This window comes from Bordetella genomosp. 4 (assembly GCF_002261185.1).
Taxonomy (GTDB): Bacteria; Pseudomonadota; Gammaproteobacteria; order Burkholderiales; family Burkholderiaceae_B; genus Bordetella_A.
Genome location: NZ_NEVQ01000021.1, coordinates 71,657 through 91,740 on the forward strand (window position 1 = coordinate 71,657; position 20,084 = coordinate 91,740).

The 20,084-nt window shown below is 61.0% G+C and carries 19 protein-coding genes; 10 read left to right on the forward strand and 9 right to left on the reverse strand.

The features are described from left to right. Positions 1 to 67 precede the first annotated feature (67 nt). The 5 genes from CAL20_RS20610 to CAL20_RS20630 all read left to right on the forward strand — a co-directional run bounded on the left by CAL20_RS20610 (position 68) and on the right by CAL20_RS20630 (position 7,320). Complete coding sequence (locus CAL20_RS20610) at positions 68 to 982, forward strand: LysR family transcriptional regulator (protein WP_094838844.1); 915 nt, start codon at positions 68 to 70, stop codon at positions 980 to 982. A gap of 95 nt (positions 983 to 1,077) precedes the next feature. Continuing rightward, a complete protein-coding gene (locus CAL20_RS20615; RefSeq protein ID WP_094838845.1) occupies positions 1,078 to 1,593 on the forward strand; it encodes a sigma-70 family RNA polymerase sigma factor in 516 nt (171 codons plus the stop codon). Continuing rightward, a complete protein-coding gene (locus tag CAL20_RS20620) occupies positions 1,590 to 2,585 on the forward strand; it encodes a FecR domain-containing protein (RefSeq protein ID WP_094838846.1) in 996 nt (331 codons plus the stop codon). The genes CAL20_RS20615 and CAL20_RS20620 overlap by 4 nt, the downstream gene beginning before the upstream one ends. Positions 2,586 to 2,705: 120 nt before the next feature. After that, positions 2,706 to 5,069, forward strand: a complete 2,364-nt coding sequence (locus tag CAL20_RS20625) for a TonB-dependent siderophore receptor (RefSeq protein ID WP_143277087.1) — start codon at positions 2,706 to 2,708, stop codon at positions 5,067 to 5,069. Between the two features lie 94 nt (positions 5,070 to 5,163). Continuing rightward, a complete protein-coding gene (locus CAL20_RS20630; protein WP_094838944.1) occupies positions 5,164 to 7,320 on the forward strand; it encodes a TonB-dependent siderophore receptor in 2,157 nt (718 codons plus the stop codon). Positions 7,321 to 7,418: 98 nt separating this feature from the next. Here the strand turns inward: CAL20_RS20630 and CAL20_RS20635 are convergent, their stop codons facing one another. The 7 genes from CAL20_RS20635 to CAL20_RS20665 all read right to left on the reverse strand — a co-directional run bounded on the left by CAL20_RS20635 (position 7,419) and on the right by CAL20_RS20665 (position 13,071). Then, the gene (locus CAL20_RS20635; protein WP_094838945.1) at positions 7,419 to 7,622 is read right to left on the reverse strand and encodes a hypothetical protein; all 204 of its coding nucleotides are present in this window, start codon (positions 7,620 to 7,622) and stop codon (positions 7,419 to 7,421) included. 44 nt (positions 7,623 to 7,666) lie between these two features. Beyond that, on the reverse strand, positions 7,667 to 8,719 hold the full coding sequence (locus CAL20_RS20640; RefSeq protein WP_094838847.1) for an RNA methyltransferase: 1,053 nt from the start codon (positions 8,717 to 8,719) through the stop codon (positions 7,667 to 7,669). Between the two features lie 56 nt (positions 8,720 to 8,775). After that, positions 8,776 to 9,315 (reverse strand): carboxymuconolactone decarboxylase family protein, encoded by a 540-nt coding sequence (locus CAL20_RS20645; protein WP_094838848.1) that lies wholly within the window; start codon positions 9,313 to 9,315, stop codon positions 8,776 to 8,778. A 61-nt stretch (positions 9,316 to 9,376) separates the two neighbouring features. Next, positions 9,377 to 10,570 (reverse strand): MFS transporter, encoded by a 1,194-nt coding sequence (locus tag CAL20_RS20650; protein WP_094838849.1) that lies wholly within the window; start codon positions 10,568 to 10,570, stop codon positions 9,377 to 9,379. Between the two features lie 60 nt (positions 10,571 to 10,630). Next, positions 10,631 to 11,389 carry an SDR family oxidoreductase gene (locus CAL20_RS20655; protein WP_094838850.1) on the reverse strand — a complete coding sequence of 253 codons (759 nt, stop codon included), beginning with the start codon at positions 11,387 to 11,389 and terminating at the stop codon, positions 10,631 to 10,633. Positions 11,390 to 11,520: 131 nt separating this feature from the next. After that, a complete protein-coding gene (locus tag CAL20_RS20660) occupies positions 11,521 to 12,471 on the reverse strand; it encodes a GlxA family transcriptional regulator (RefSeq protein WP_094838946.1) in 951 nt (316 codons plus the stop codon). Positions 12,472 to 12,624: 153 nt separating this feature from the next. Further along, a complete protein-coding gene (locus CAL20_RS20665) occupies positions 12,625 to 13,071 on the reverse strand; it encodes a carboxymuconolactone decarboxylase family protein (protein ID WP_094838851.1) in 447 nt (148 codons plus the stop codon). A 154-nt stretch (positions 13,072 to 13,225) separates the two neighbouring features. Here CAL20_RS20665 and pdxR point away from each other — a divergent pair, with 154 nt between their 5' ends. Beyond that, positions 13,226 to 14,644: a MocR-like pyridoxine biosynthesis transcription factor PdxR gene (pdxR, locus tag CAL20_RS20670; protein WP_094838852.1), complete on the forward strand. Its 1,419-nt coding sequence runs from the start codon at positions 13,226 to 13,228 to the stop codon at positions 14,642 to 14,644. A gap of 22 nt (positions 14,645 to 14,666) precedes the next feature. Here the strand turns inward: pdxR and CAL20_RS20675 are convergent, their stop codons facing one another. Next, entirely contained in the window at positions 14,667 to 15,164 is a 498-nt protein-coding gene (locus CAL20_RS20675; protein WP_094822956.1) for a MarR family winged helix-turn-helix transcriptional regulator, read from the reverse strand. 49 nt (positions 15,165 to 15,213) lie between these two features. Between CAL20_RS20675 and CAL20_RS20680 the strand changes: the two genes are divergently transcribed. Then, a complete protein-coding gene (locus CAL20_RS20680) occupies positions 15,214 to 16,734 on the forward strand; it encodes an FAD-dependent oxidoreductase (protein ID WP_094838853.1) in 1,521 nt (506 codons plus the stop codon). 181 nt (positions 16,735 to 16,915) lie between these two features. On the opposite strand, the gene CAL20_RS20685 is transcribed toward CAL20_RS20680, so the two are convergent. Next, positions 16,916 to 17,644 carry a glutathione S-transferase family protein gene (locus tag CAL20_RS20685; RefSeq protein ID WP_094838854.1) on the reverse strand — a complete coding sequence of 243 codons (729 nt, stop codon included), beginning with the start codon at positions 17,642 to 17,644 and terminating at the stop codon, positions 16,916 to 16,918. 98 nt (positions 17,645 to 17,742) lie between these two features. Here CAL20_RS20685 and CAL20_RS20690 point away from each other — a divergent pair, with 98 nt between their 5' ends. The 3 genes from CAL20_RS20690 (at position 17,743) to CAL20_RS20700 (ending at position 20,006) form a co-directional block, all read left to right on the forward strand. Continuing rightward, positions 17,743 to 18,648 carry a LysR substrate-binding domain-containing protein gene (locus CAL20_RS20690; protein ID WP_094838855.1) on the forward strand — a complete coding sequence of 302 codons (906 nt, stop codon included), beginning with the start codon at positions 17,743 to 17,745 and terminating at the stop codon, positions 18,646 to 18,648. 80 nt (positions 18,649 to 18,728) lie between these two features. Further along, entirely contained in the window at positions 18,729 to 19,190 is a 462-nt protein-coding gene (locus tag CAL20_RS20695) for a GNAT family N-acetyltransferase (protein WP_094838947.1), read from the forward strand. A gap of 96 nt (positions 19,191 to 19,286) precedes the next feature. Next, complete coding sequence (locus tag CAL20_RS20700; RefSeq protein ID WP_094838856.1) at positions 19,287 to 20,006, forward strand: hypothetical protein; 720 nt, start codon at positions 19,287 to 19,289, stop codon at positions 20,004 to 20,006. Positions 20,007 to 20,084 lie beyond the last annotated feature (78 nt).

Genomic DNA, 20,084 nt, shown 5'->3' on the forward strand with positions numbered 1-20,084 from the left:
CCGAAATTCTAGAATCGCCATCTCGCCGTAATATTCCCAGAAGCACATCAATACATAACTTCTGTTCATGAATCTTTCCCTGCGCGATATCGAATATTTTCTGGCCGCCGTAGAGCACGGTCACCTGGAACGCGCGGCGGCGGCCTGCGGGGTGAGTCAGCCCGCGCTGTCCAAATCTTTGCGGCGGCTGGAATCCGATACTGGGTTGGCGCTGATGCAGCGGCATGGGCGAGGCCTGAGGCTTACCTCTGAGGGCATGGTGTTCCTGGATCACGCCAAAAAGCTTTGGGCGGAATACCGGGATGCGGTGCGCCATGCGATGGAATTGCGGGTGGGCGAGGCTGGGTTGCTGCGTATCGGCGCTACGGGGGCTACGGTCGACAGTGTCGTGATGCCGGCGCTGCAACGGTTGTTGCCGCGCCGTCCGGCGTTGCGTATTCAGCTGACACAAGGGTTATCGGATGATTTGAATGCCCAGGTAGAGAGTGGAAAGCTGGATCTCGCGGTGACACCTATTTATGCAGATGGTCCGGCTACGTTGCGTCACGAGATCATGTTCGATGATCCATTGTGCGTGGCGGCCGGGCGGCGTCACCCGTTGGCGGCGAAGTCTCGGCTGGCGCTACGGGAGTTGGAGGGGCAGCGATGGATCTTGCCTCGGCCTAGCTCAGTGGCGCGACAGATGTTGGATGTGCGGTTTGCCGAGGCTGGCTTGGCGTTGCCCGCAGGGGCGTTAGAGGTCGAGCATTTTTCCGAGGGATCGCTGCAGTTGCTGGCAGACAGCGGCATGCTGGCGGTCTTACCGCAGAGCGCCCTGGCCAAGTGTGCTGAGGTGACGCGTTTGCCGGTAACGTTGGGACCGCCGCTGCGACGCAATATTGCGTTGATATCGCGTCGTGGCACGACGTGGTCGCCGTTGATGGATGAGTTTCGGGACACGATATTGAGAGGCAAAAAACGTCCTCTGGCCTCGTCCAACTAGACCAAACATCGACGAGGTTTCCGTAATGGCAATAAGAATGGATAATGGTTATCATTGCCATTTATAGCGACGCCATCCACCCTGGAGATGGGCCCATGCGCCCCAGCGAACCCAGTTTGCACGAGCATACGAAAACCTTGTATTCCCAGCACCATACGTGGCTGGCAGGTTGGTTGCGGCGTCGCATGAGCGGCGCCGACTGCGCCGCGGACTTGGCCCAGGACACATTCCTGCGCGTGTTGACGGCCAAGGAGGCAACGCCCCCCGCGGAACCGCGCGCGTTCCTGGCCACCATAGCCCGTCGCTTGTTGGCCAATTACCGTCGCCGCGAGGCGCTGGAGCATGCTTATCTGGAAGCGCTGGCCAGCTTGCCGGAAGCCCTGGTGCCAGGGCCAGAAGAGTGCAAGTTGGTGCTCGAGGCGCTGTGCGCCATCGACCGCGCGCTCGGCACGTTGCCGGACAAGGCCCGCGAGGCCTTCCTGCTGGCCCGCCTGGAAGGCCTGACCTATGACGAGATTGCCGAACGGCTGGGCGTCACGACGCGCACGGTGGGCAACTACATGGTGCGCGCCGTGCAGGCCTGCTTTTTTGCCGAACAGCAGCCGGCATGAGCCGCGTGCCAACGACGGCCACGGCGCTGTATGCGGGTGGGGTGCCGCTCGCTCCACGCGTAGCCGAAGAGGCCTCTCGCTGGTACGTGTTGTTCATGTCAGGCTCGGCCAGCGAGGCCGACCGGCATGCCTGGGAGGCATGGCGGCACGCCAGCCCTGATCACGAGCGGGCCTGGACACACCTGACGCGCGCCGATGCACGACTGGACGCGTTGTCTGGCAGCGCCGCCTATAACGCGCTGTCACTCGACCGGCGCAAATCCCGGCGCCGCACCGTCCTTGCCATACTGGGCGCGGCCATCTGCGGCACCCCCGCACTATGGGCAGCCGACCGGATGCGTTGGGTGCGGCTGTCACCGGACTACGAATCGGCAGTCGGACAGCAGCGCACGGTTATGCTGGCCGACGGCACCACCGTTCTATTAAACACGGACACGGCGATCGATGCGGTGTATGAGGCCAGCATGCGCCGGGTGCGGCTGCGTCAGGGCGAAATCCTGGTCAGCACGGGGCACGAGGGCGGCTACCGCGGCACGCCGTTCCTGGTGGAAACGGCCCACGGCCGGATACGTGCACTGGGCACGCGCTTTACGGTGCGCGATGATGGCGATGCCACTACCGTAGGGCTCCTGGACGGCAATGTCGAGATCGAGGCCGCAGCCGGAGGGCGGCGGTTATTGCTGCAGCCCGGGCAGATCGTGCGTTACAACGCGACGTCGATCGAACCGGTCCGGATGCTGCAGACGCATGACACAGCCTGGGTGCGCACGGAATTGGCCGCCGACAACATGCGGCTGGATCAATTCCTGGCCGAACTCAGCCGCTACCGGCCAGGCCTGATTTTTTGCGATAGCGAGGTGGGAGGCCTGCGGATTTCAGGCCTATTCCCGTTGAGCGACACCGACAAAGTGCTCGCCGCAGTAGCCCGCTTGCTGCCCGTGACGGTCAGTCAGCGCACACCCTATTGGGTACACGTGTCGGCCTCGCTGTAGCGCGTGCCGGTGGCGTTGGCTCGCCGCCAATTATTTCTTGCCGCGGATTTTCCGGTTTTTGATTCTGGCGTGTCCTACCTGATGAGAGGACCGCAATTACAGAAAAGGAAACCCAGGCAGATGGCCATTTCGGCAGGTGATCGACGGCGGACACGCATCAGACGTGGCAGCGCACAGCTGGCATTGCTGGTGTTGCTGGCGCTGACTGGGTCGCTCGCCCATGCCCAGAATGCCCCGTCACCCGCTGAACTGCGCGTTTTTCAGGTCACCCCGGGTCCGCTGGTGACTGTCCTGCAACAGATCGCGAGCCAGGCGCATGTCTTGTTGGGGTTCGACCCACAACTGGCGCGCGGCTTGCAAAGCCCGGGTTTGGCCGGCCGGTACAATCTACCGGCCGCCTTTGCGGCAGTCTTGCAACCCCATGGCTTGCAAGCCTACGAGGATGCACCGGGCAGTTTCCAGATCCGTCGCGAATGGACGCTGCCGCCCGCCCACATGCCGGCCACGCCAGTGGTGGGAGAGGAGTCGGGGCCTTTCGTGGCCCTGGACGATACTGCCGGAACCAAGACCCTGACGCCTCTGGCCCGAGTGCCGCAGTCAGTATCGGTGATCACCGCCGAAGACATGCGGGCGCGCGACGCGCGCTCGGTGCCGCAGGCACTGCAATACACGCCCGGCGTGCAAATCAATAACTATGGCGGCAACGAAGTCCGCAACGACTGGCTAGTGCTGCGCGGCTTCGACGCAAAGCTTACCGGCGACTACCGCGACGGCTTGAGCCAGATGCCGTATGACCAGATACGCGCGCGCGTGCCTACCTATGCCCTCGAACGTATAGAAGTGGTTCGCGGACCGGTCTCCTCGCTGTATGGACAAGCGGCGCCGGGCGGTATCGTGAACCGAGTGACCAAACGGCCCACGCAGACCGTGCTGCGCGAAGCAGCGTTGCAAGCGGGTTCGTTCGATTTTCGGCAAGCCTATCTGGACCTGGGCGGGCCCTGGGATGACAGCAGCAATGGGCGCGTCAGGTTGACGGCGACCGGCAGGGTGTCGGGGACGCAGGATAAGTACGACGGCACGCACCGCTACCGCGACGACTTGGCGTATGTGGCGCCCGCCTTCAGTTGGCACGACGCCGACACGTCCATCACCGTACTGACGCACTACCAATACGACCGTAATGACGGCGAGTCGCGAGCGTACTATCCCACCCGCGTGCTGGTGGGCGACTACCGCTACGACCGGAACCAGCGTGACTTCTTCAGTGCGGGCTATCTGTTCGAGCATCGCCTGGACGCTGCCTGGACGGTGCGTCAGAACGCTCGCTATCAGCGCGGCAACATGCTGCTGCGCAATCTGTATGCCGGAACGCTGCAGGCCGATGGCCGCACGCTGCCGCGCACGCAGTTGCAATCCCGCGAATGGGCCGAAGGCGTTGTGGTCGACAGCCAGCTCGAAGGTGTGGTGCTGGCGGCTGGTTTGCGCCACACACTGCTGGCCGGCGTGGATGTGCGCCGCCTGTCTGGCAGTCAGCACTATCGCCAGGCCGACGCGCCCAGCCTGGACTTGCGTGATCCGCGCTATGGATTGGATATCACGATGCCTGCCGATGCCACGACGGTGCTGGACGTGCGGCAGGTTAGCAGCCAATGGGGACTCTATGCACAAGATCAGGTTCAGGGCGGGCGATGGACCCTGACCTTGGGTGCACGCCGCGATGGCTACCGCGATGCCACTGAAGATCGCTTGAATCGGACCCGCACGCGAGCCGATGGCCATGCATACACCTGGCGGGCGGGCCTGTCGTATGAGTTTGCCCGAGGTGTAGCGCCCTATCTGAGCTATGCGACCGCATTCTCGCCGCAGCCCGGCACCGCCTACGACGGCGACACTTTCGAGCCCAATCGTTCGCGGCAGGTCGAGGTGGGAGTAAAGATCCAGCCGCCGCAATCACAAAGCCTGATCACGCTGGCACTGTTCGACCTGAATCAGCGCAACGTGCTGACGACGGACCCGGATCCGGCACACTTGGGTTTCAGCGTGGCAACAGGCAAGGTGCGTGCCCACGGCGCAGAACTCGAGGCGCGAATCCGCCTGGAAGCGGGTTGGGATGTCCTGGCGGCCTATACCTACAACAACGTCGAGATCCTGTCGGACGAAGCCGGCACGCGAGGCAACATGCCCGTCGTTACGCCCCGCCACATGGCCTCGCTCTGGCTGGGCCGCTCATTCGGCGCGGGCTGGAGTGCCGGCCTGGGAGTGCGATACCTCGGCTCGACGTATATCGACGCAGCCAACACGATGAAGAACAACGGCGCCGCCATGGTGGATGCCTCGCTGGGCTACGAATTCGATCAGTGGCGCTTGTCCGTCGACGCGACCAACCTGTTCGACAAGCAGGCCGTGGTCTGCCGCAACGACCGCGCCAATTGCCGCTATGGCGCAGAGCGCACGGTGCTCGCCACGGTGACCTATCGCTATTGACGCCATTGCCGTCCGGCTGTAGCCGGACACGGGATGGTTTTTTCTTTGCAGTGCTTTCCTTTTCCAGATGCCCTTTATTGATATCAGGCTGGCCATGAAAACCAACAGCATTCCCCCGCGCGTCGCTCCTCTGATTCCTCACTATGCCTTGGCCTTGCTGCTGGGATTCGGTTGCGCTCATACAGCGCAATCCCAAACTACGTCCACGACAGGCACGGTGTCGACCTTGCCCAGCGTAGTCGTGCAAGGCAGTGGACTCGACGATGCTGGCACGGGGCCGGTGCACGGTTATGTTGCCGAAGAAACGACTACTGGCAGCAAGATCGCCACGCCACTGCGCGAGATTCCGCAATCAGTATCGGTGGTCGGAGCGGAGGAAATCCGCGACCGCGGTGCGCGGACGGTGTCGCAGGCAATCCAGTATGTGCCCGGCGTGCAGGTTAGCAATTTCGGCGGCGCCGAAGTACGCAACGACTGGATCGTGTTGCGCGGCTTCGATGCCAAGATCACCGGCGATTACCGCGACGGCCTGAACCAACTCCCCTACGATCAGATCCGTGCGCGCACCGATCCGTACGGGCTGGAGCGCGTCGAAGTCATACGCGGGCCGTCATCGGTACTCTATGGACAGGTCGCGCCCGGCGGCTTGGTCAACCGGATCACCAAGCGTCCAACGCTGGATCCATTCGGCGAGGTCGTGCTGCAGGCAGGCAGCTTCGATTGGCGCCAAGCCGCCTTCGACATGGGTGGCCCCATTGATGAAGATGGCAAGTACCTGTATCGCTTGACCGGTATCTGGCGCGATGCCGGCAACCAGGTCAAGTACGATTCCGACCATCGCTATCAGGACGATGTGGGCTACATCGCGCCCGCGTTCACATGGCGCCCGAATGCCGACACGTCGCTGACGCTGCTGACGCATTACCAGCACGACAAGACCGACGGTGAGTCGCGTCCGGTGTATCCCACACATGTGCCGGTGGGCGACTACGGCTTCAACCGCTACGATCGGAAGCAATATGCGATCGGCTATCTGTTCGAACACCGGTTCAACGACCGCGTGACAGTGCGGCAAAATGCGCGCTATCAGCGCGGCACGCTCGACCAGCGTGACCTGTACAGCCTGGGCCTGCGGCCGGACGGCCACACTCTGCGGCGCTATGCGCTCGTGTCCGAGGAAGAGGCCGACGGTGTGGTCGTCGATACGCAGGGCGAGTTCAAGTTCAACACCGGCCGGGTGTCACACACGTTGTTGACCGGCTTCGATTATCGTTTCCAGGACGGCCAGCAGTGGTATCGCCAGGGCCTGGCTCCCGACCTGGACCTGGACAATCCGGTCTATGACCAGGACATTCCCTACCCACTGGAACAGAACACCATCATCGACCAGAAGGATGTAAACCGGCAGTTCGGGCTATATGTGCAGGATCAGATCAAAGTTGATCAGGTCGTGGTCACGGCGGGGTGGCGCCAGGACTGGGCACGATCTGCCAGCCGCAATCGCCTGGTGGGCGACACCACGCGGCAGAACGACACGGCATTGACGGGTCGCCTGGGCCTGGCCTATTTGTTCGAATCGGGCATTACTCCCTACGTGAGCTACTCCACCTCGTTCCTGCCGCAGAGCGGCGTGGCGCGTGATGGCACGCCCTTCAGGCCCACCAAGGGCGAGCAATACGAGTTCGGTATCAAGTATCAGCCGCCCGGCTCGGAAAGCTTGGTAGCGGTGTCGTTTTTTGACCTGACTCAGCGCAATGCGCTCACGCCTGATCCGAGCAATACCCAGTTCAGCGTGCAGACCGGCAAGATCCGCTCGCGCGGCATCGAATTAGAAGGCAAAGCCAGCCTGAGCCGCGGGCTGGACTTGGTGGCGTCGTACACCTTGAATGACGTTACCGTGACCCAGAGCAACAACCCCTTGGAAAAGGACAATACCCCCATCGTGACCCCTCGGCACATGGCCTCGGCATGGATCAACTACACCCTGCCCCATACCGCGCTGAGCGGACTAGGCATGGGCGTAGGCGTGCGCTATATCGGCAAGACCTACGTCGATGTAGCCAATACGATGGAAAATGGTTCGTCGTTCATGGTGGACGCCAGCATGCACTACCAGTTAGCCCAATGGCGCTTTGCTGTTGATGCCACCAATCTTTTCAATAAAGAAACCGTCGTGTGCCGCAACAATGAGCTGAACTGCCGTTACGGGCTGGAACGCACGATCATCGCCAGCGTGGCCTATCGCTGGTGATGGGGGAGTGTCGCTGAGGCGGCGGCGATCGAGGACTGCCAGCAGTTGCCGCTGCCTAGCACCCGCAGGAAAACGTTGGCGACGCTCCGAAACCAGAATTATTGATTTAAAGCAGCTTTCGCCGCTTCCGCAGGGGTCAGTCCCCCGTAAAACATATCAGTGAACCACTCGGCCTCGTCTTCGATATGCTGCTGGGATTCTTCGCGTGACGCGCCAGCCGCGACGAATAGCTCTTCTACTTCAGTACACCACTGAATCAGTGCGACTTCGTCCGGATCTGGTGCCTCGGGTTTTCGGGCCATGATTTGCTCCTTGATAGATCTGCGCATCATACTGCTGCGCCAGCTCAGTGTGTTGTGGTTGCAGTTCGCTTGCGACGCAGTTCCACCACCTGCTCTGCGCCAACGGCGCGAGCGCGCAACTGGCCACAGCCGCCGTCCACATCCTGCCCAGCGCTGTTCCTCACCTTGGTCAACACCCCGCGGTTGTGCAGATAGCGCACAATCTCGCGTATGCGCTCGGCATCGGGACGCTGGTAGTCACTCCCTTCGAGACTGTTGAAGGGAATGACGTTGAGCACGCCGTACTTGCCCTTGAGCAGACGCACGGCTGCATCGAGTTCATCGTCGCCGTCATTGATGCCCTTGAGCAGCGTCCATTGATACTGGATCGGATAGTTGCTGTCTCGAGCGTATCTCTCGCCCAGTTCGATCAGTTCTTCGGGCGCAATCTTGGGCGCGCGCGGCAGCAGCTGTTCGCGCAGTTCGGCCTTGGTCGTGTGCAGCGACAGCGCCAGCGCGGGCTTGATGCGTTGTTGCGGCAGGGCTTCGAACACACGCCGGTCCCCCACGGTGGAAAACACGAGATTCTTGTGACCGATATTGCCTTCGGTGCCGAGCAGGTCGATTGCTTCGAGCACGTTGTCGAGGTTGTGCGCCGGTTCGCCCATACCCATGAAGACGACTTTTTTCACTGGGCGCAGACGCCGCGCCAGTACGACTTGGGCGAGGATTTCCATGCTCGTGACCTGGCGGATCAGACCGCTCTTGCCCGTCATACAGAAGCGGCAGCCGACCGCGCAGCCGACCTGGGTGGAGACGCAGAGTCCGTCGCGCGGCAACAGCACGCTTTCCACCATCTGTCCGTCGGCGAGTTCGACGAGCAAGCGCGAGCCATCACTGCCGGCGTGTTCGGAGCGGACGCGCGTGAGACTGTCCAGTTCCTCCGTCAAAGCGGGCACAGCGGCGCGCAGCGCGAGAGGCAGAAAGTGCTCGGAACTGCGCCGTCGCGTGCCGATGTCGAGCGCTTGCCCTTTCAGCCAGACGCGCACGATCCGGCCCCGATGGACGGGCAAGGCGCCGAGAGCGGCGAGGCGTTGGTCGAAGTCGGAGAATCGCATGGGAGGCGGATTTTACTCTGCATTGCTTTCTGCTCGCCTTACCGCAGCCAATCGCACTACTTCAGTTCTGGAAAATCCACAACGGTGTCATTCACGCGGTTGAACACATTCGTGAATGTGATGATGGATATCGCCAATGCGATATCCACTACAGCCTCGTCCGGAAAGCCCGCCGAGCGCAATGCAGTGAATGACTCTGCGTCGAGGGTCCCGCGGCCCTCCTGAAGACGCCGTACAAACTGGATCAACGCATCGCGCCTTGCGTCTCCGGTAGCTTCCAGCGCCCTGATAGCGCGCACCGTGTCCACGGACAGGCCAGACGCCTTAGCCGCCAAGCTATGTGCCGCGACGCAGTAATCGCAACCGGCGATCGCGCTCACCACCAGCTTGACGGTCTCGCGCTCCTGTGCGGAAAGAACACCACGCGCAAGCACCGCGTCGGCGGACAGCATCGCCTTAAGGGCCTGCGTATTCAAGGTGCCAATAGCCGCATAGGCGTTGGGGACCATTCCCACTGCTTTACGGATACCGGCAAAAACGTCGGCGGTTTCGCCGGAGGCGCTAGTGGCTGCGGGTGTGTTGATACGGGAAGTCATTTTCTTGAATCCTTTTAAAGTGGTCTTGCTGGAAACGAGTGCAACAGGCGCGAAAAAAAGCTCAAATTTTTGGGGCAATGGCAGGATTCAGGCCCAAGGCGATCAACTCCGCCAGAGCCGCCGCCACGCCGATCGCCCAGAACGCGCCTGCGCCCAACATGACAGCCCCCAAGGCGCTGCCGACGGAAAAACCTAAATACATAGTCGACGAATTAAGCGCCAGGACAACCGGAGCCTGCGCCGGGATACCCACGCCAATCAGCCGAGCCATCTGCGCGGGAAAGAATGACCACACGGTAAAACCCCACACAGCGACGGCGGCCAAGACCAGACCCAGCGACACGCCACGAGGTAACACCGTTGCGATGGTCAGCGCCAGGAACGACAACCCCAATAGCACGAGCGATCCGCGTACCACGCTGCCTGCCCCAAAACGGTCGTTCAAGACCCCACCGGTCATAACTCCTGCCGCCGCGCAAAGCCCCCAGAGCGAGACAGACGCGGTGATCTCCAACGGGCCGAAGGCCAGCACGGCGCTCAGATATTCGGCAATATAGGGATAGGCAACAAAGGCGCCAATGGACCAGAACAGACTGACCGCCAGCAAGCGCTGCACAGAGCGCTGACGAACCACCGAGACACGTTGGCGCAAGCCGGCCACTTCGATACTCTGCCCCGCCTCACGATCGATGCCGGTCAAAATGCCTGCGATAGCCACGATGCTCATCGCGCCCACCAGCAGAAATGTTGCGCGCCAACCGAAGGCATGGCCGATCAGTCCGCCAAGCGGCAGGCCCAGAGCAATGGCCAGAGTCTGTCCCGCACTGACGATGGCAAGCGCCCGCCCCCGCATTGCGGGTGGAACGATGACGCCGGCCAGTCCGTTGGCAGCCGGCACATAAAGGCCCGCCGCAACGGCCATCAGTACTCGCGCAACGATCAATACGGCGAATGACGACGATAGAGCTGCCACTACATTGCCAATGGCGAACAGGACCATGGCAATCAGCAACACCTGCTTGCGCGCCATCCGGCCAGTGACCACCGTGGTGAGCGGCGACGACAGTGCCAACACTAGCGTGAACACAACAACCAACAGAGCGATGGTGGGAACCGGCAGCGCAAAGTCTTGCGCCATGACTGGCAGCAACGGCGCAATCATGAACCCTTCTGTACCTATGGCGAACGTCCCCAGGGCCAGGAATCCGGCCGGCAGCAACACGGCGCGCGAATCCTGGGCAAGCGTCGCGGTCATGAAAAAACTCTCCTATAAATGCAGCCCGGGCGAACGCCGGGCTGCATCAATCCACGTGCTTTACACCGGGATGGGATTAGCTGCGATTTCAGCGTTGAAACCATCAATCAACGCGTGTTCACCAATTCCAGGGTTATCGCGCAAGGCGCGAATCGCCTCAACGAACACTTCCGGCGCGTCGGTTGCCAGCCCCTGCATCGTTTCTGCGATGAAGGCGTCAAGCGGCATGGCGCGAGGGTCGCCGCTCTTTTTGATGAGGTCGGTGTCGACCCACGGAGGCGCGATTTCCTGGACAGTTACGCTGGTACCTTTAAGCGTGAAACGCTGTGACAAGGCATAGGAGTGCAGTGCCGCCTTGGACGCGGAGTACACCGCATTAGTGGCGATAGGCACGTAGGCCAGCACCGAGGTGTTGTGGATGATGGTGGCGCGCGGTTGAGCCTTGAGATGCTCGATCAACGCAGAAGTCAACCGGATCGGACCAAGCAGGTTCGTATCAAGAATCCGGCGCGAAACGGCATCATCGATGCGGCCGGACGGGTCGTCGAACGGCATGATGCCTGCATTATTGACCAGTACGTTCAACGCCGGATACTCGCGGATCAGTTGCGCGGCGACGCGGTCGATGTCGGCTGCATCAGAAATGTCCAGGGCCACACCCTCGATCCCGGGATGCGCCGCAGCCACTTCATCCAGCAGAGCCTGCCGGCGCCCGGCGATGATGACTTTGTTGCCCAGAGCATGAAACTGCTCTGCCAGCGCACGGCCGATGCCCGAGGTGCCGCCGGTGATAAAGATCGTGTTGCCCGTCATTTGCATGATTTGTCCTTGTCTGACGCCTGGATGGCGTTTTCAATGGACGTACTATGCGCGATTCCGGAAAAGACTCAAATGTCATAGATCCGGCAATAACGGACATGTGCAATCAACGCCGCAAGAAAGCCCAGCAGTCAGGCTGACTCGCGTTCTTGCATCGGCATCAGGCCCCGCTTCACACTGGCTGGTGGCTGGCCCAGGTTACGCAGAAAAGCGCGCCGCATCCGGTCTCGGTCCGCAAAGCCTGTGTCGCGCGCCACAATTTCCAGGGGATAGCGGCCGTCTTCCAACATAACGCGGGCGGCTTCCAGCCGCAGCATTTCCACGGCTTTGGCGGGAGACCTTCCGGTCTCTTCGCGAAATACTCGGCTGAACTGGCGCGGAGACAGGTTGGCAGATTCGGCAAGCTCTTCAACAGACAAGGAACTGCGCAGGTTTTCTCGGGCATAGGCCAGCGCACGTTTGACCCGGTCCGAACGAGGTTCCAGCGCCAGCATCGCCGAAAACTGCGACTGCCCGCCGTGGCGGCGATGGTAGACAACGAGTTTCCGAGCCAACAGCCGAGAAAGCGTGGACCCATGGTCTTCCTCAATCAGCGCCAGAGTCAGATCAATGGCGGATGACATGCCGGCGGATGTCCAGATGTTCCCGTCACGGACAAAAATGCGGTCCTCTTCGACTTTTATCTTCGGAAAGCGCTTCTGAAGCGCGTGTGCATGTGCCCAATGCGTCGTGGCGGTGCGGCCATCGAGCAGGCCCGCCTGCGCCAGCACAAAAGCGCCAGTGCACACCCCAGCCACGCGGCGGGCCTCATTACCCGCAAGGGCGACATACGCGCGCAGCCCAGGCGAAATATCCTGGGGCGCCAATTGCCCGGCGACCATCAGCGTGTCGGGCATGAACCCTAGCGGCGCCGTTTCAATACCTGCATTCATTGATGACCTGATCGTGCCTCCCTTCTCGGACAACACCGTCAGCCGATAGCCCATATCGCCTAGCTCGGCGTTGGCCAGTTCAAAGGCCGAAAGGGCTGCCAAGCCCATCAATTGGAAGCCATCTTCGAGGATCAAACCAACATGCCGCATCATGCGTCCTTCGGGAAACGGAAGATCAGAATAATCCCCCTCCGCGGCAGCATCCACTTGTTGATGAGCATCGGCCTACTTTGTTGCATTATTCTGACGTAGGGATACGACCTTCATTCTCCCCGCTCGCGCAATATGCGTGTTGGAACCACATCACAATTTGGCAGCAACAGGAAGCCGAAACGGCGCGCCCAGTCGGTTGAACGCATTCATTGCGGCGATCGTGATCGTGAGGTCGACAAGGTCTTTGGGTGTGAACGCTGCCGAGGCGGCGGCATACGCCTCATCCGAGGCATGCGTTTCGCTGACACGGGTCACTTCCTCTGCCCAGGCCAGCGCGGCTCGCTCCTGGTCGGAGAACAGGTGGTGCACCTCGTCCCAAACCGGCACCAACGTGATCTTGTCGATCGACATGGTTTTCCTGAGATCTCGGCTGTGCATGTCGATGCAGTGGGCACAGCCGTTGATTTGCGACACGCGGAGGAACACAAGGTGGATGAGCTCCTCGGGGAGACTCGTCTTCCTCGTGACGTAGTGATGAATACCAAAAAGGGCCTTCGCGCCATCAGGTGCGATCTCCTGCCAGTTCAAGCGGATCATCTCAGTTCTTTCCTGTTGTTGATGGTGAGTAGCGTTGCGGTCGGCGCGCCCGGGTCGGCTATCGACTTCGGCCGCGATCCATGTCATAACTCCACGATACTCCGCCGGAAGTTGGAGAAACAGGCCCAAAAACTACCGAAACGACTGATCCAAGATGACTGACCCGAACACGCCTGCTGTGCTTTCCATCCAGGTCGACCGTACCACCGCGGTGCCTATCGGCGACCAGATCCATGCGAACCTGCGACGGGCAATCGTCGACGGCCGGCTTGCACCCGGACAGCGTTTGCCTTCCGGTCGGGACCTCGCCGTGCAGCTTGGCGTCGCGCGCGGCACCATCCGCGTGGCCTACGATCGACTGATGGCCGAGAACTTGGTGTTCGGTGCTGGCCCCGCCGGTACACGCGTATGTGCACGGCTGCCTATCAGCCGAACGGACGACGGGACGTCGCTCGACGGGCCTTTAGCAGGTTTCACCCGCCCATACTCCAGCGCCCCGCTACCGTTCCAGATGGGCGTACCCGCTCAAGATGCGTTTCCCGCCAAGCTCTGGGCCCGCATGCGGGCGCGTGCCGCACGCGCCGATGCCATCGCTTACACGGCCTACTCCGACCCGCGCGGCGAACCTGCATTGCGGGCGCATATCGCGAGCCACCTGGCCGTCAGCCGACGAATGCAATGTCATCCTGATCAGATTATCGTCACCAGCGGATACCGGCACGGCCTGATGATTGCGCTGACGGCACTGCGCGCGCATGGACGCAAGGCGTGGATTGAGGAGCCAGGTTTTCCGCTAGCGAGACGCGCACTGGAACTGATCGGAGCCGTGATAGAACCCGTACCCGTCGATGCGGAGGGCGTGCGTGTGGAAGATGGCATCGCCAGCGCGCCAGACGCGCTGCTGGCGCTGGTCACCCCGGGCCAGCACGCACCGCTGGGCGTGCCTCTGTCGTCGGCACGAAGGCACGCCCTGCTCGATTGGGCAGCAGCAAGTGGCGCCTGGATCATCGAAGACGATTACCTCGGAGAACTACAGCTCGATGGCCGGGCGGCACCGGCCCTTGCCGCAGGCGCAGGCGCCGAGCGCGTGATTCACATTGGCGCGTTCAGCAAGACGATCAGCCCGGCGCTCGGCCTTGGTTTCGTCGTTGCTCCACTCTCCGTGGCGGAGCGTCTGGTCGAGGTCTCAGCCGTGTTGGCCCCCGCTCCGAACCAGACCACCCAATTGGCGATCACGGAGTTTCTGGCGGGTGGACATTTCCTGCGGCATTTGCGTCAAATGAAGGCGCTCTATGCCGAGCGCCGCAGCCTCGCGCTACAACATGTCAGCGAGTTTCTACCGGGCACACTGACGGCTGGCCTAGGCCTGATCGCACCGCTTCCACAGACCGCCAACGACAGCACCATTGTCGGCATTGCCCGCGCACGCGGCCTCGCACCGTCTGCACTGTCTTCCTGGTATCTCCGCCGCACTCACGCGCAACGTGGCTTGCTACTCAGCGTGACGAACCTGCGCCTCGACAACATCGATGCCGCTTGCGCGACGCTTGCAAAAATCGTTGCGTCTTATTGATTCGTAACCCGCGTTTCATACCTCAACGCTCGCCACCTCCAGTCTGTGTGCCCTGCTCCAGCGCCTCTGCGAACTTGCGCATCAAACGCACCAAGTCCGTGATGTCTTCTGCAGTCCAGTCCTGAAAGATCTCCCGTGCCAGACGCTCGCGGGCCTGGTCAAGCCGGTCAGTCACGGCCTTGCCTTTGGCAGACACCACCGCTTCGCGCATGCGGCGATCTCCGGCATTCTCATGCCGCATCACCATCCCCATGCTTTCGAGTTTGGCCAGCTGGCGACTGATGGTCGTGTAATCCCTGCCCAGGCGATCCGCCAGATCCACCACGCCGATCGGGCCCACTCGTTCGATCACCACCAAGAGGCGAAAAAGCGCTTGGTCCAGCTGCACGCCGGCTTCCGCGATCAGCCGCTCGTCGTTTCGCGGGCGGTTCATGACGCTCACGATCGAGATCAAGGACCGATGGAGGTCCTTCAGCTGCGCCGAAATATGTGTATCTTGCACTTTCTTTTTGGCGGTCATAAACTGCCCTCCTAATATGTGCATTTTACACATAATTCGGAGAAACGATATGCGTGAGCCTGTTGACGTCCTGATCTGCGGTGCGGGTGCTGCTGGCCTGACCCTGGCAATAGAACTGGCGCGACGCGGCGTGCGCTTTGCCCTCATCGAAAAACTCGCCTCCCCCTTTTTGGGCTCGCGTGGCAAAGGGATTCAACCGCGCACCCAGGAGGTCTTTGAAGACCTGGGTATCCTGGACCGAGCCATGGCTGCGGGGGGGATCTACCCGACGATTCGCAAATACTCGAATGACGGCAGCCATGTGGATCAGGAAGTGACACGTATTGCTGACCCTACGCCTGCCGAGCCCTATCCGTTGCCGTTGATGGTCCCTCAGTTCAAGACCGAAGCGATCATGCGAGAGCGCCTGGTTGAACTGGGCCACGCGCCGGAATTTGGTGTCGAGCTCACCAGGATGGCGGTCAGCGCCGACGGAATAGAAGCCCAGCTCCTCACACCCGAGGGCGAGCAGACTCTCCACGCCCGCTATCTGGTGGGCACCGACGGCGGGCGCAGCCTGGTGCGCCGCATCCTGGGGATCGGCTTTCCGGGCAAGACCTTGGGCGTGCGAGCCATCGTGGCCGATGTCGTGCTGGAAGGGTTGTCGCGCGATGTGTGGCATCAATTTGGTGGTGGGGACGCAGGCCCCATGGCCATCTGCCCGCTCGCAGGCACCGATCTGTTCCAGATCCAGGCGCCCGTTCCGCTGGAGGGCGACATCGATCTCTCTGCGGCGGCGCTGACCGAACGCGTTGCCCTGCACACGCAGCGCGCGGACATCACAGTCCATTCGGTTGCCTGGTCCTCCACCTACAACATGAATGCCAGGCTCGCCGATCGTTACCGGGATGGTGCCGTGTTCCTGGTCGGCGATGCGGCGCATGTCCATCCTCCCACTGGTGGACAAGGCCTCAACACCAGCGTGCAGGACGCCTACAACCTGGGTTGGAAGCTGGCGGCCGTACTTGCCGGCGCGCCTGAAGAACTCCTAGAGACCTACGAAGCCGAACGCCGGCCTGTGGCTGAGGACGTACTCGGCCTGTCCACACGGCTGCTTGCTGGTTTCAAGAGCGGAGACAACAGGCGGACTCGTGAAGTCCAGCAACTGGATATCGGCTACCCGACCTCACCGCTATCCCTCCCGTCGCAAGCCGCGAGCAGACTTGCTCCGGGCGATCGCGCACCTGATGCCATTGTGCGTGGCGCAGGCGGCAGCCCAACACGCCTGTTCAACCTGATCAAGGGCACGCACTGGACCTTGCTGGTCAACGGCCCCTCGACCTTTCCGCCACGCGCTGGCTTGCACATCCACAGCATCGGGCCCGGCATGGAGATCGAAGATCACTTGGGACTGTTCGCCAGGTTCTATGGCCTCGGTGAAGGCGCCGCCGCACTGGTCAGGCCAGATGGCTATTTGGCGGGAATCTTTCACAAGGATAGTGAGGCAGCGTTGCGAGAGCACCTAGACCGGTATTGCAAAATCGGCTTCGCAAGACGCGGCAGTCAGCACACGATAAGCAGATCTCATTAATACTGGAAACCTCACACATCTATATCCAGCATCGCAACGAAGCAGGTCACCCTCTTCCGCATCATGTCCTGCAACGCCCCGCCACTCAGTCAAATCGAACTCCACGGACAGCCTTGAAAGTGCGAGTTCGAAATCACGTCGTTGGCCACAAAGATAGGTATAACTTTGGCCTCCCCAGCCACTACACATCGCAGGCAGCATCTTGCAGTGCGATCACCTCTTCGAGCGGAACAAACCCTTTCATTGCGCCACTGCCGGCCGCCGGTTCGCCGTCTTCGACCGCCAACGCAAAGCGAAACGCGGGATCGGCCTCGATGCGCTGGCGTAGCGCCAGGATGCGCGGATAGTCTCGCGGATCGATCGCCTGATGAAAGTCCGCCCAGCGTGCTACACCGACGAACACCGCGTCCGCCAGCGTTGGCTTGTTGCCCAATAGATAGTCGGTGTCCCCTATCATCGCCTCCAGCTGTTCATGCCGAAGAGCAACGAAACTGCGGCCAAACTTGCGCAGCGTTTCCCGCTCGCCTTCAGTGGCCTCCTGCGCTTCCAGTGCGACCCACAAGGGATAAAAGGCGCCGGTGAAACTGGTATTGAGGAAAGCGAGGTACTGATGCATCCGGTCAGCCTGCGGTGTGCCGGGCTCGAAACTGATGCGGCGCTCGGTGTCCCGCGCCTCCAGCCACAGGGCGATCGCCATTGTCTCGGTGATGACGTCGCTTTGTTCGGTGATCAGTACAGGGGTTTCCACCCTGCCATTCAAGCGTTTGTAGGCGTCGGTGCGCATCTCCCCCAGCATGTCCACCCGGGTAATGCGATAAGGCTGGCCAAGCCATTCGAAGGCGGTGACGAGTCCAGCCGAGCTGCCGAGGGGGAAACCGGCGATGAAGATCGGTTCAGATGTGGAATTCATTTCATTTCTCCGTTGTCGATGCTGGGAAATATACATACGTGGACGTTTATCAAAAAGACGGGTAAATTGCGACTCAATGTCCACATATGTAGACCTAAATGCTGAACCTCAATGATCTGCATTTTTTCGCTCAGGCAGTTGAGTGCGGCGGTTTCGCGGCGGCAGCTCGGCGTCTCGGCTGTCCAAAATCGACGGTCAGCAAGCGGGTCGCTACGCTGGAAGCAACGCTCGGCGTGCAGTTGCTCCACCGCACGTCGCGCAGTTTCACGTTGACCGACGTGGGACGCGATGTGTACGACCACGCCCGCGCGGTAATGATCGAAGCAGAGGCCGCCGAGACAGTCGTGCATCGACGGCTGGCGGAGCCTAGCGGCACAGTACGTATCACGGCGTCGGTACCTATCGCGCAATTTCAGTTGGCGGATCGGTTGCCTATCCTTGCGCGGCAATATCCAAAACTACGCATTCAGTTGCACGTCACAGACCGCTTCATTGACCTGGTGCAGGAAGGATTCGACATCGCGATCCGCAGCCATTTCACGACGCTGCCTGATTCCGATTTGGTGCAGCGACGCATGAGTGAGGAGCCGATTACGCTGGTGGCCGCGCCCTCCTACATCGCAGAGCGCGGCGAGCCGCCAACGCCAGAGGCCCTGAGCGATCACGATGGGCTGATGACCAGCGCGACGATGAAGCTCTGGCGATTGGGCGATGCAAGTGGCCGTATCGTGGAGGTCGCACCGCGGCCGCAGCTATATGCCGATGAATCCGTGTCGTTGGTGAAGGCAGCGGAGATGGGGCTCGGCATTGTCTGCTTACCGGAAATGATCTCTGCACAGGCGGTCAGGGAGGGACGACTGGTACGCGTGTTGCCGGCATGGACGGCCGGCAGCGTGATGACGACGATCTTGACACCACACAAACGTGGCCAGCTTCCTGCGGTACGCGCGGTAATCGATTTTTTGATGCAGGAGCGACCAGCAGCATTGCGGCACTCTAGCTAGAATGGATCAGGCGTGGACGCTCATAGTGCGTTCAAAATGTGAAAAACTATCGATTCGAGTTTTGGCCTCAAGAGGACCTCATGGAGATTCGTCGGTTCAGGTTGGGTGACGAAGCAGCGTTGTTTCGCGTGTATTTCACTGCCATCCATGACGTTGCGGCCGGCGACTACTCATCAGAGCAAGTCGAGGCATGGGCCCCGCCCGACTTGGACATGGATCTGTGGGCAAATCGAATTCAAGGAATCCAGCCCTTTGTTGTTGAGATTGACGGCGAAATTGCCGGCTATGCGGACGTTCAGCAAGACGGATACATCGACCACTTCTTTGTGTCAGGCGCTCATCAGCGGCAAGGAATCGGGGCGCGGCTGATGGCTCGTATCCACGAGGAGGCCGGGTCCCTTGGTCTCACCGAGTTGACGGCTAATGTGAGTAAGACAGCCGAGCCCTTTTTTTCCCTGTATGGATTTCAGGTGATCGAACGACGATTTCCAATAATTCGGGGGGTGACCCTTCAGAATGCCCTGATGCGCAAGGAGCTTTAGCATGGCGATGCGGTAATTCCGCTCCCCGCGCAACGACTCTGCACGCGTTCGTCCATCGTTAAGCAAATTTCTCAACTAGCATAGGAAACATCGACATTGTCACGCACCCTTCGATATCTCTCGTCGCCGGCCTTGCGCTGGGCATTGCCGACGCTGGTCCTTTTGGCCGCCGCCGGGTGCGGATCTAATTACGCCGATAGCCCGGCCAAGGCTGGCATTGCATCCAACGCAGCCAAGCCGCCGCTGCGCAAGCTGAACCCCGCTCCGACACAGGCCTATGAGATACGACTCACACTTGCCAATGCGTCGGATCTTTCAAGCGCAGCCGACGGCAAATCGCCGTTTACGGTGGTAGAGGGCACTGTGCAGTTCGACGCCAGCAACGGCGCCCGCTGTGGAAAATCCAACGCCCTGTCCGGCCACGTGCCGAGCTTATCCAGCCACGAACCGTTCCGCCTTTCCCGTATATCCGCCACCGAGTACGTGGGCACCATTTATGCCGACATGCTGCTCGACGAAAACTATTACGGGCGCGAGGTATGCCATTGGACATTGACCGAGGCCCGAGTCGCTTTGCGAGCGAGGGCGGACATCGCCGATACGCGCTTCGTAGCCGGGCTGCCTGCGAAAAAAGTGCTCGCGGGCAGTACACAGGCGCGCTATTTCTGGAAAGGGTATTACCCTCGATTCCAGGACGGGCAACATGCTGATTATGGAACCAACCAGTTGGATGCCGTTCCGGCCGATAAGCTTGACGAGTTTTTCACCGCGACGCTGACGGCTAGGAAGATCGGTGACGACGCGCAAGGCAAGTAAATAACAGGCGGAGAATACCGAAGCCGCCCCCGGCCCGTGGGAATGCTTCGGGCCAGGCGGCAAGGTTTCTGATAAATT

What these genes read in the sequence shown, in the direction of transcription:
- CAL20_RS20635 (WP_094838945.1), bottom strand. Translation starts at nt 7,622, where the DNA reads ATGGCCCGAAAACCCGAGGCACCAGATCCGGACGAAGTCGCACTGATT.
- CAL20_RS20655 (WP_094838850.1), bottom strand. Translation starts at nt 11,389, where the DNA reads ATGCAAATGACGGGCAACACGATCTTTATCACCGGCGGCACCTCGGGC.
- CAL20_RS20660 (WP_094838946.1), bottom strand. Translation starts at nt 12,471, where the DNA reads ATGCGGCATGTTGGTTTGATCCTCGAAGATGGCTTCCAATTGATGGGC.
- CAL20_RS20675 (WP_094822956.1), bottom strand. Translation starts at nt 15,164, where the DNA reads ATGACCGCCAAAAAGAAAGTGCAAGATACACATATTTCGGCGCAGCTG.
- CAL20_RS20695 (WP_094838947.1), top strand. Translation starts at nt 18,729, where the DNA reads ATGGAGATTCGTCGGTTCAGGTTGGGTGACGAAGCAGCGTTGTTTCGC.
- CAL20_RS20630 (WP_094838944.1), top strand. Translation starts at nt 5,164, where the DNA reads ATGAAAACCAACAGCATTCCCCCGCGCGTCGCTCCTCTGATTCCTCAC.
- CAL20_RS20640 (WP_094838847.1), bottom strand. Translation starts at nt 8,719, where the DNA reads ATGCGATTCTCCGACTTCGACCAACGCCTCGCCGCTCTCGGCGCCTTG.
- CAL20_RS20620 (WP_094838846.1), top strand. Translation starts at nt 1,590, where the DNA reads ATGAGCCGCGTGCCAACGACGGCCACGGCGCTGTATGCGGGTGGGGTG.
- CAL20_RS20665 (WP_094838851.1), bottom strand. Translation starts at nt 13,071, where the DNA reads ATGATCCGCTTGAACTGGCAGGAGATCGCACCTGATGGCGCGAAGGCC.
- CAL20_RS20690 (WP_094838855.1), top strand. Translation starts at nt 17,743, where the DNA reads ATGCTGAACCTCAATGATCTGCATTTTTTCGCTCAGGCAGTTGAGTGC.
- CAL20_RS20610 (WP_094838844.1), top strand. Translation starts at nt 68, where the DNA reads ATGAATCTTTCCCTGCGCGATATCGAATATTTTCTGGCCGCCGTAGAG.
- pdxR (WP_094838852.1), top strand. Translation starts at nt 13,226, where the DNA reads ATGACTGACCCGAACACGCCTGCTGTGCTTTCCATCCAGGTCGACCGT.
- CAL20_RS20680 (WP_094838853.1), top strand. Translation starts at nt 15,214, where the DNA reads ATGCGTGAGCCTGTTGACGTCCTGATCTGCGGTGCGGGTGCTGCTGGC.
- CAL20_RS20650 (WP_094838849.1), bottom strand. Translation starts at nt 10,570, where the DNA reads ATGACCGCGACGCTTGCCCAGGATTCGCGCGCCGTGTTGCTGCCGGCC.
- CAL20_RS20685 (WP_094838854.1), bottom strand. Translation starts at nt 17,644, where the DNA reads ATGAATTCCACATCTGAACCGATCTTCATCGCCGGTTTCCCCCTCGGC.
- CAL20_RS20645 (WP_094838848.1), bottom strand. Translation starts at nt 9,315, where the DNA reads ATGACTTCCCGTATCAACACACCCGCAGCCACTAGCGCCTCCGGCGAA.
- CAL20_RS20625 (WP_143277087.1), top strand. Translation starts at nt 2,706, where the DNA reads ATGGCCATTTCGGCAGGTGATCGACGGCGGACACGCATCAGACGTGGC.
- CAL20_RS20615 (WP_094838845.1), top strand. Translation starts at nt 1,078, where the DNA reads ATGCGCCCCAGCGAACCCAGTTTGCACGAGCATACGAAAACCTTGTAT.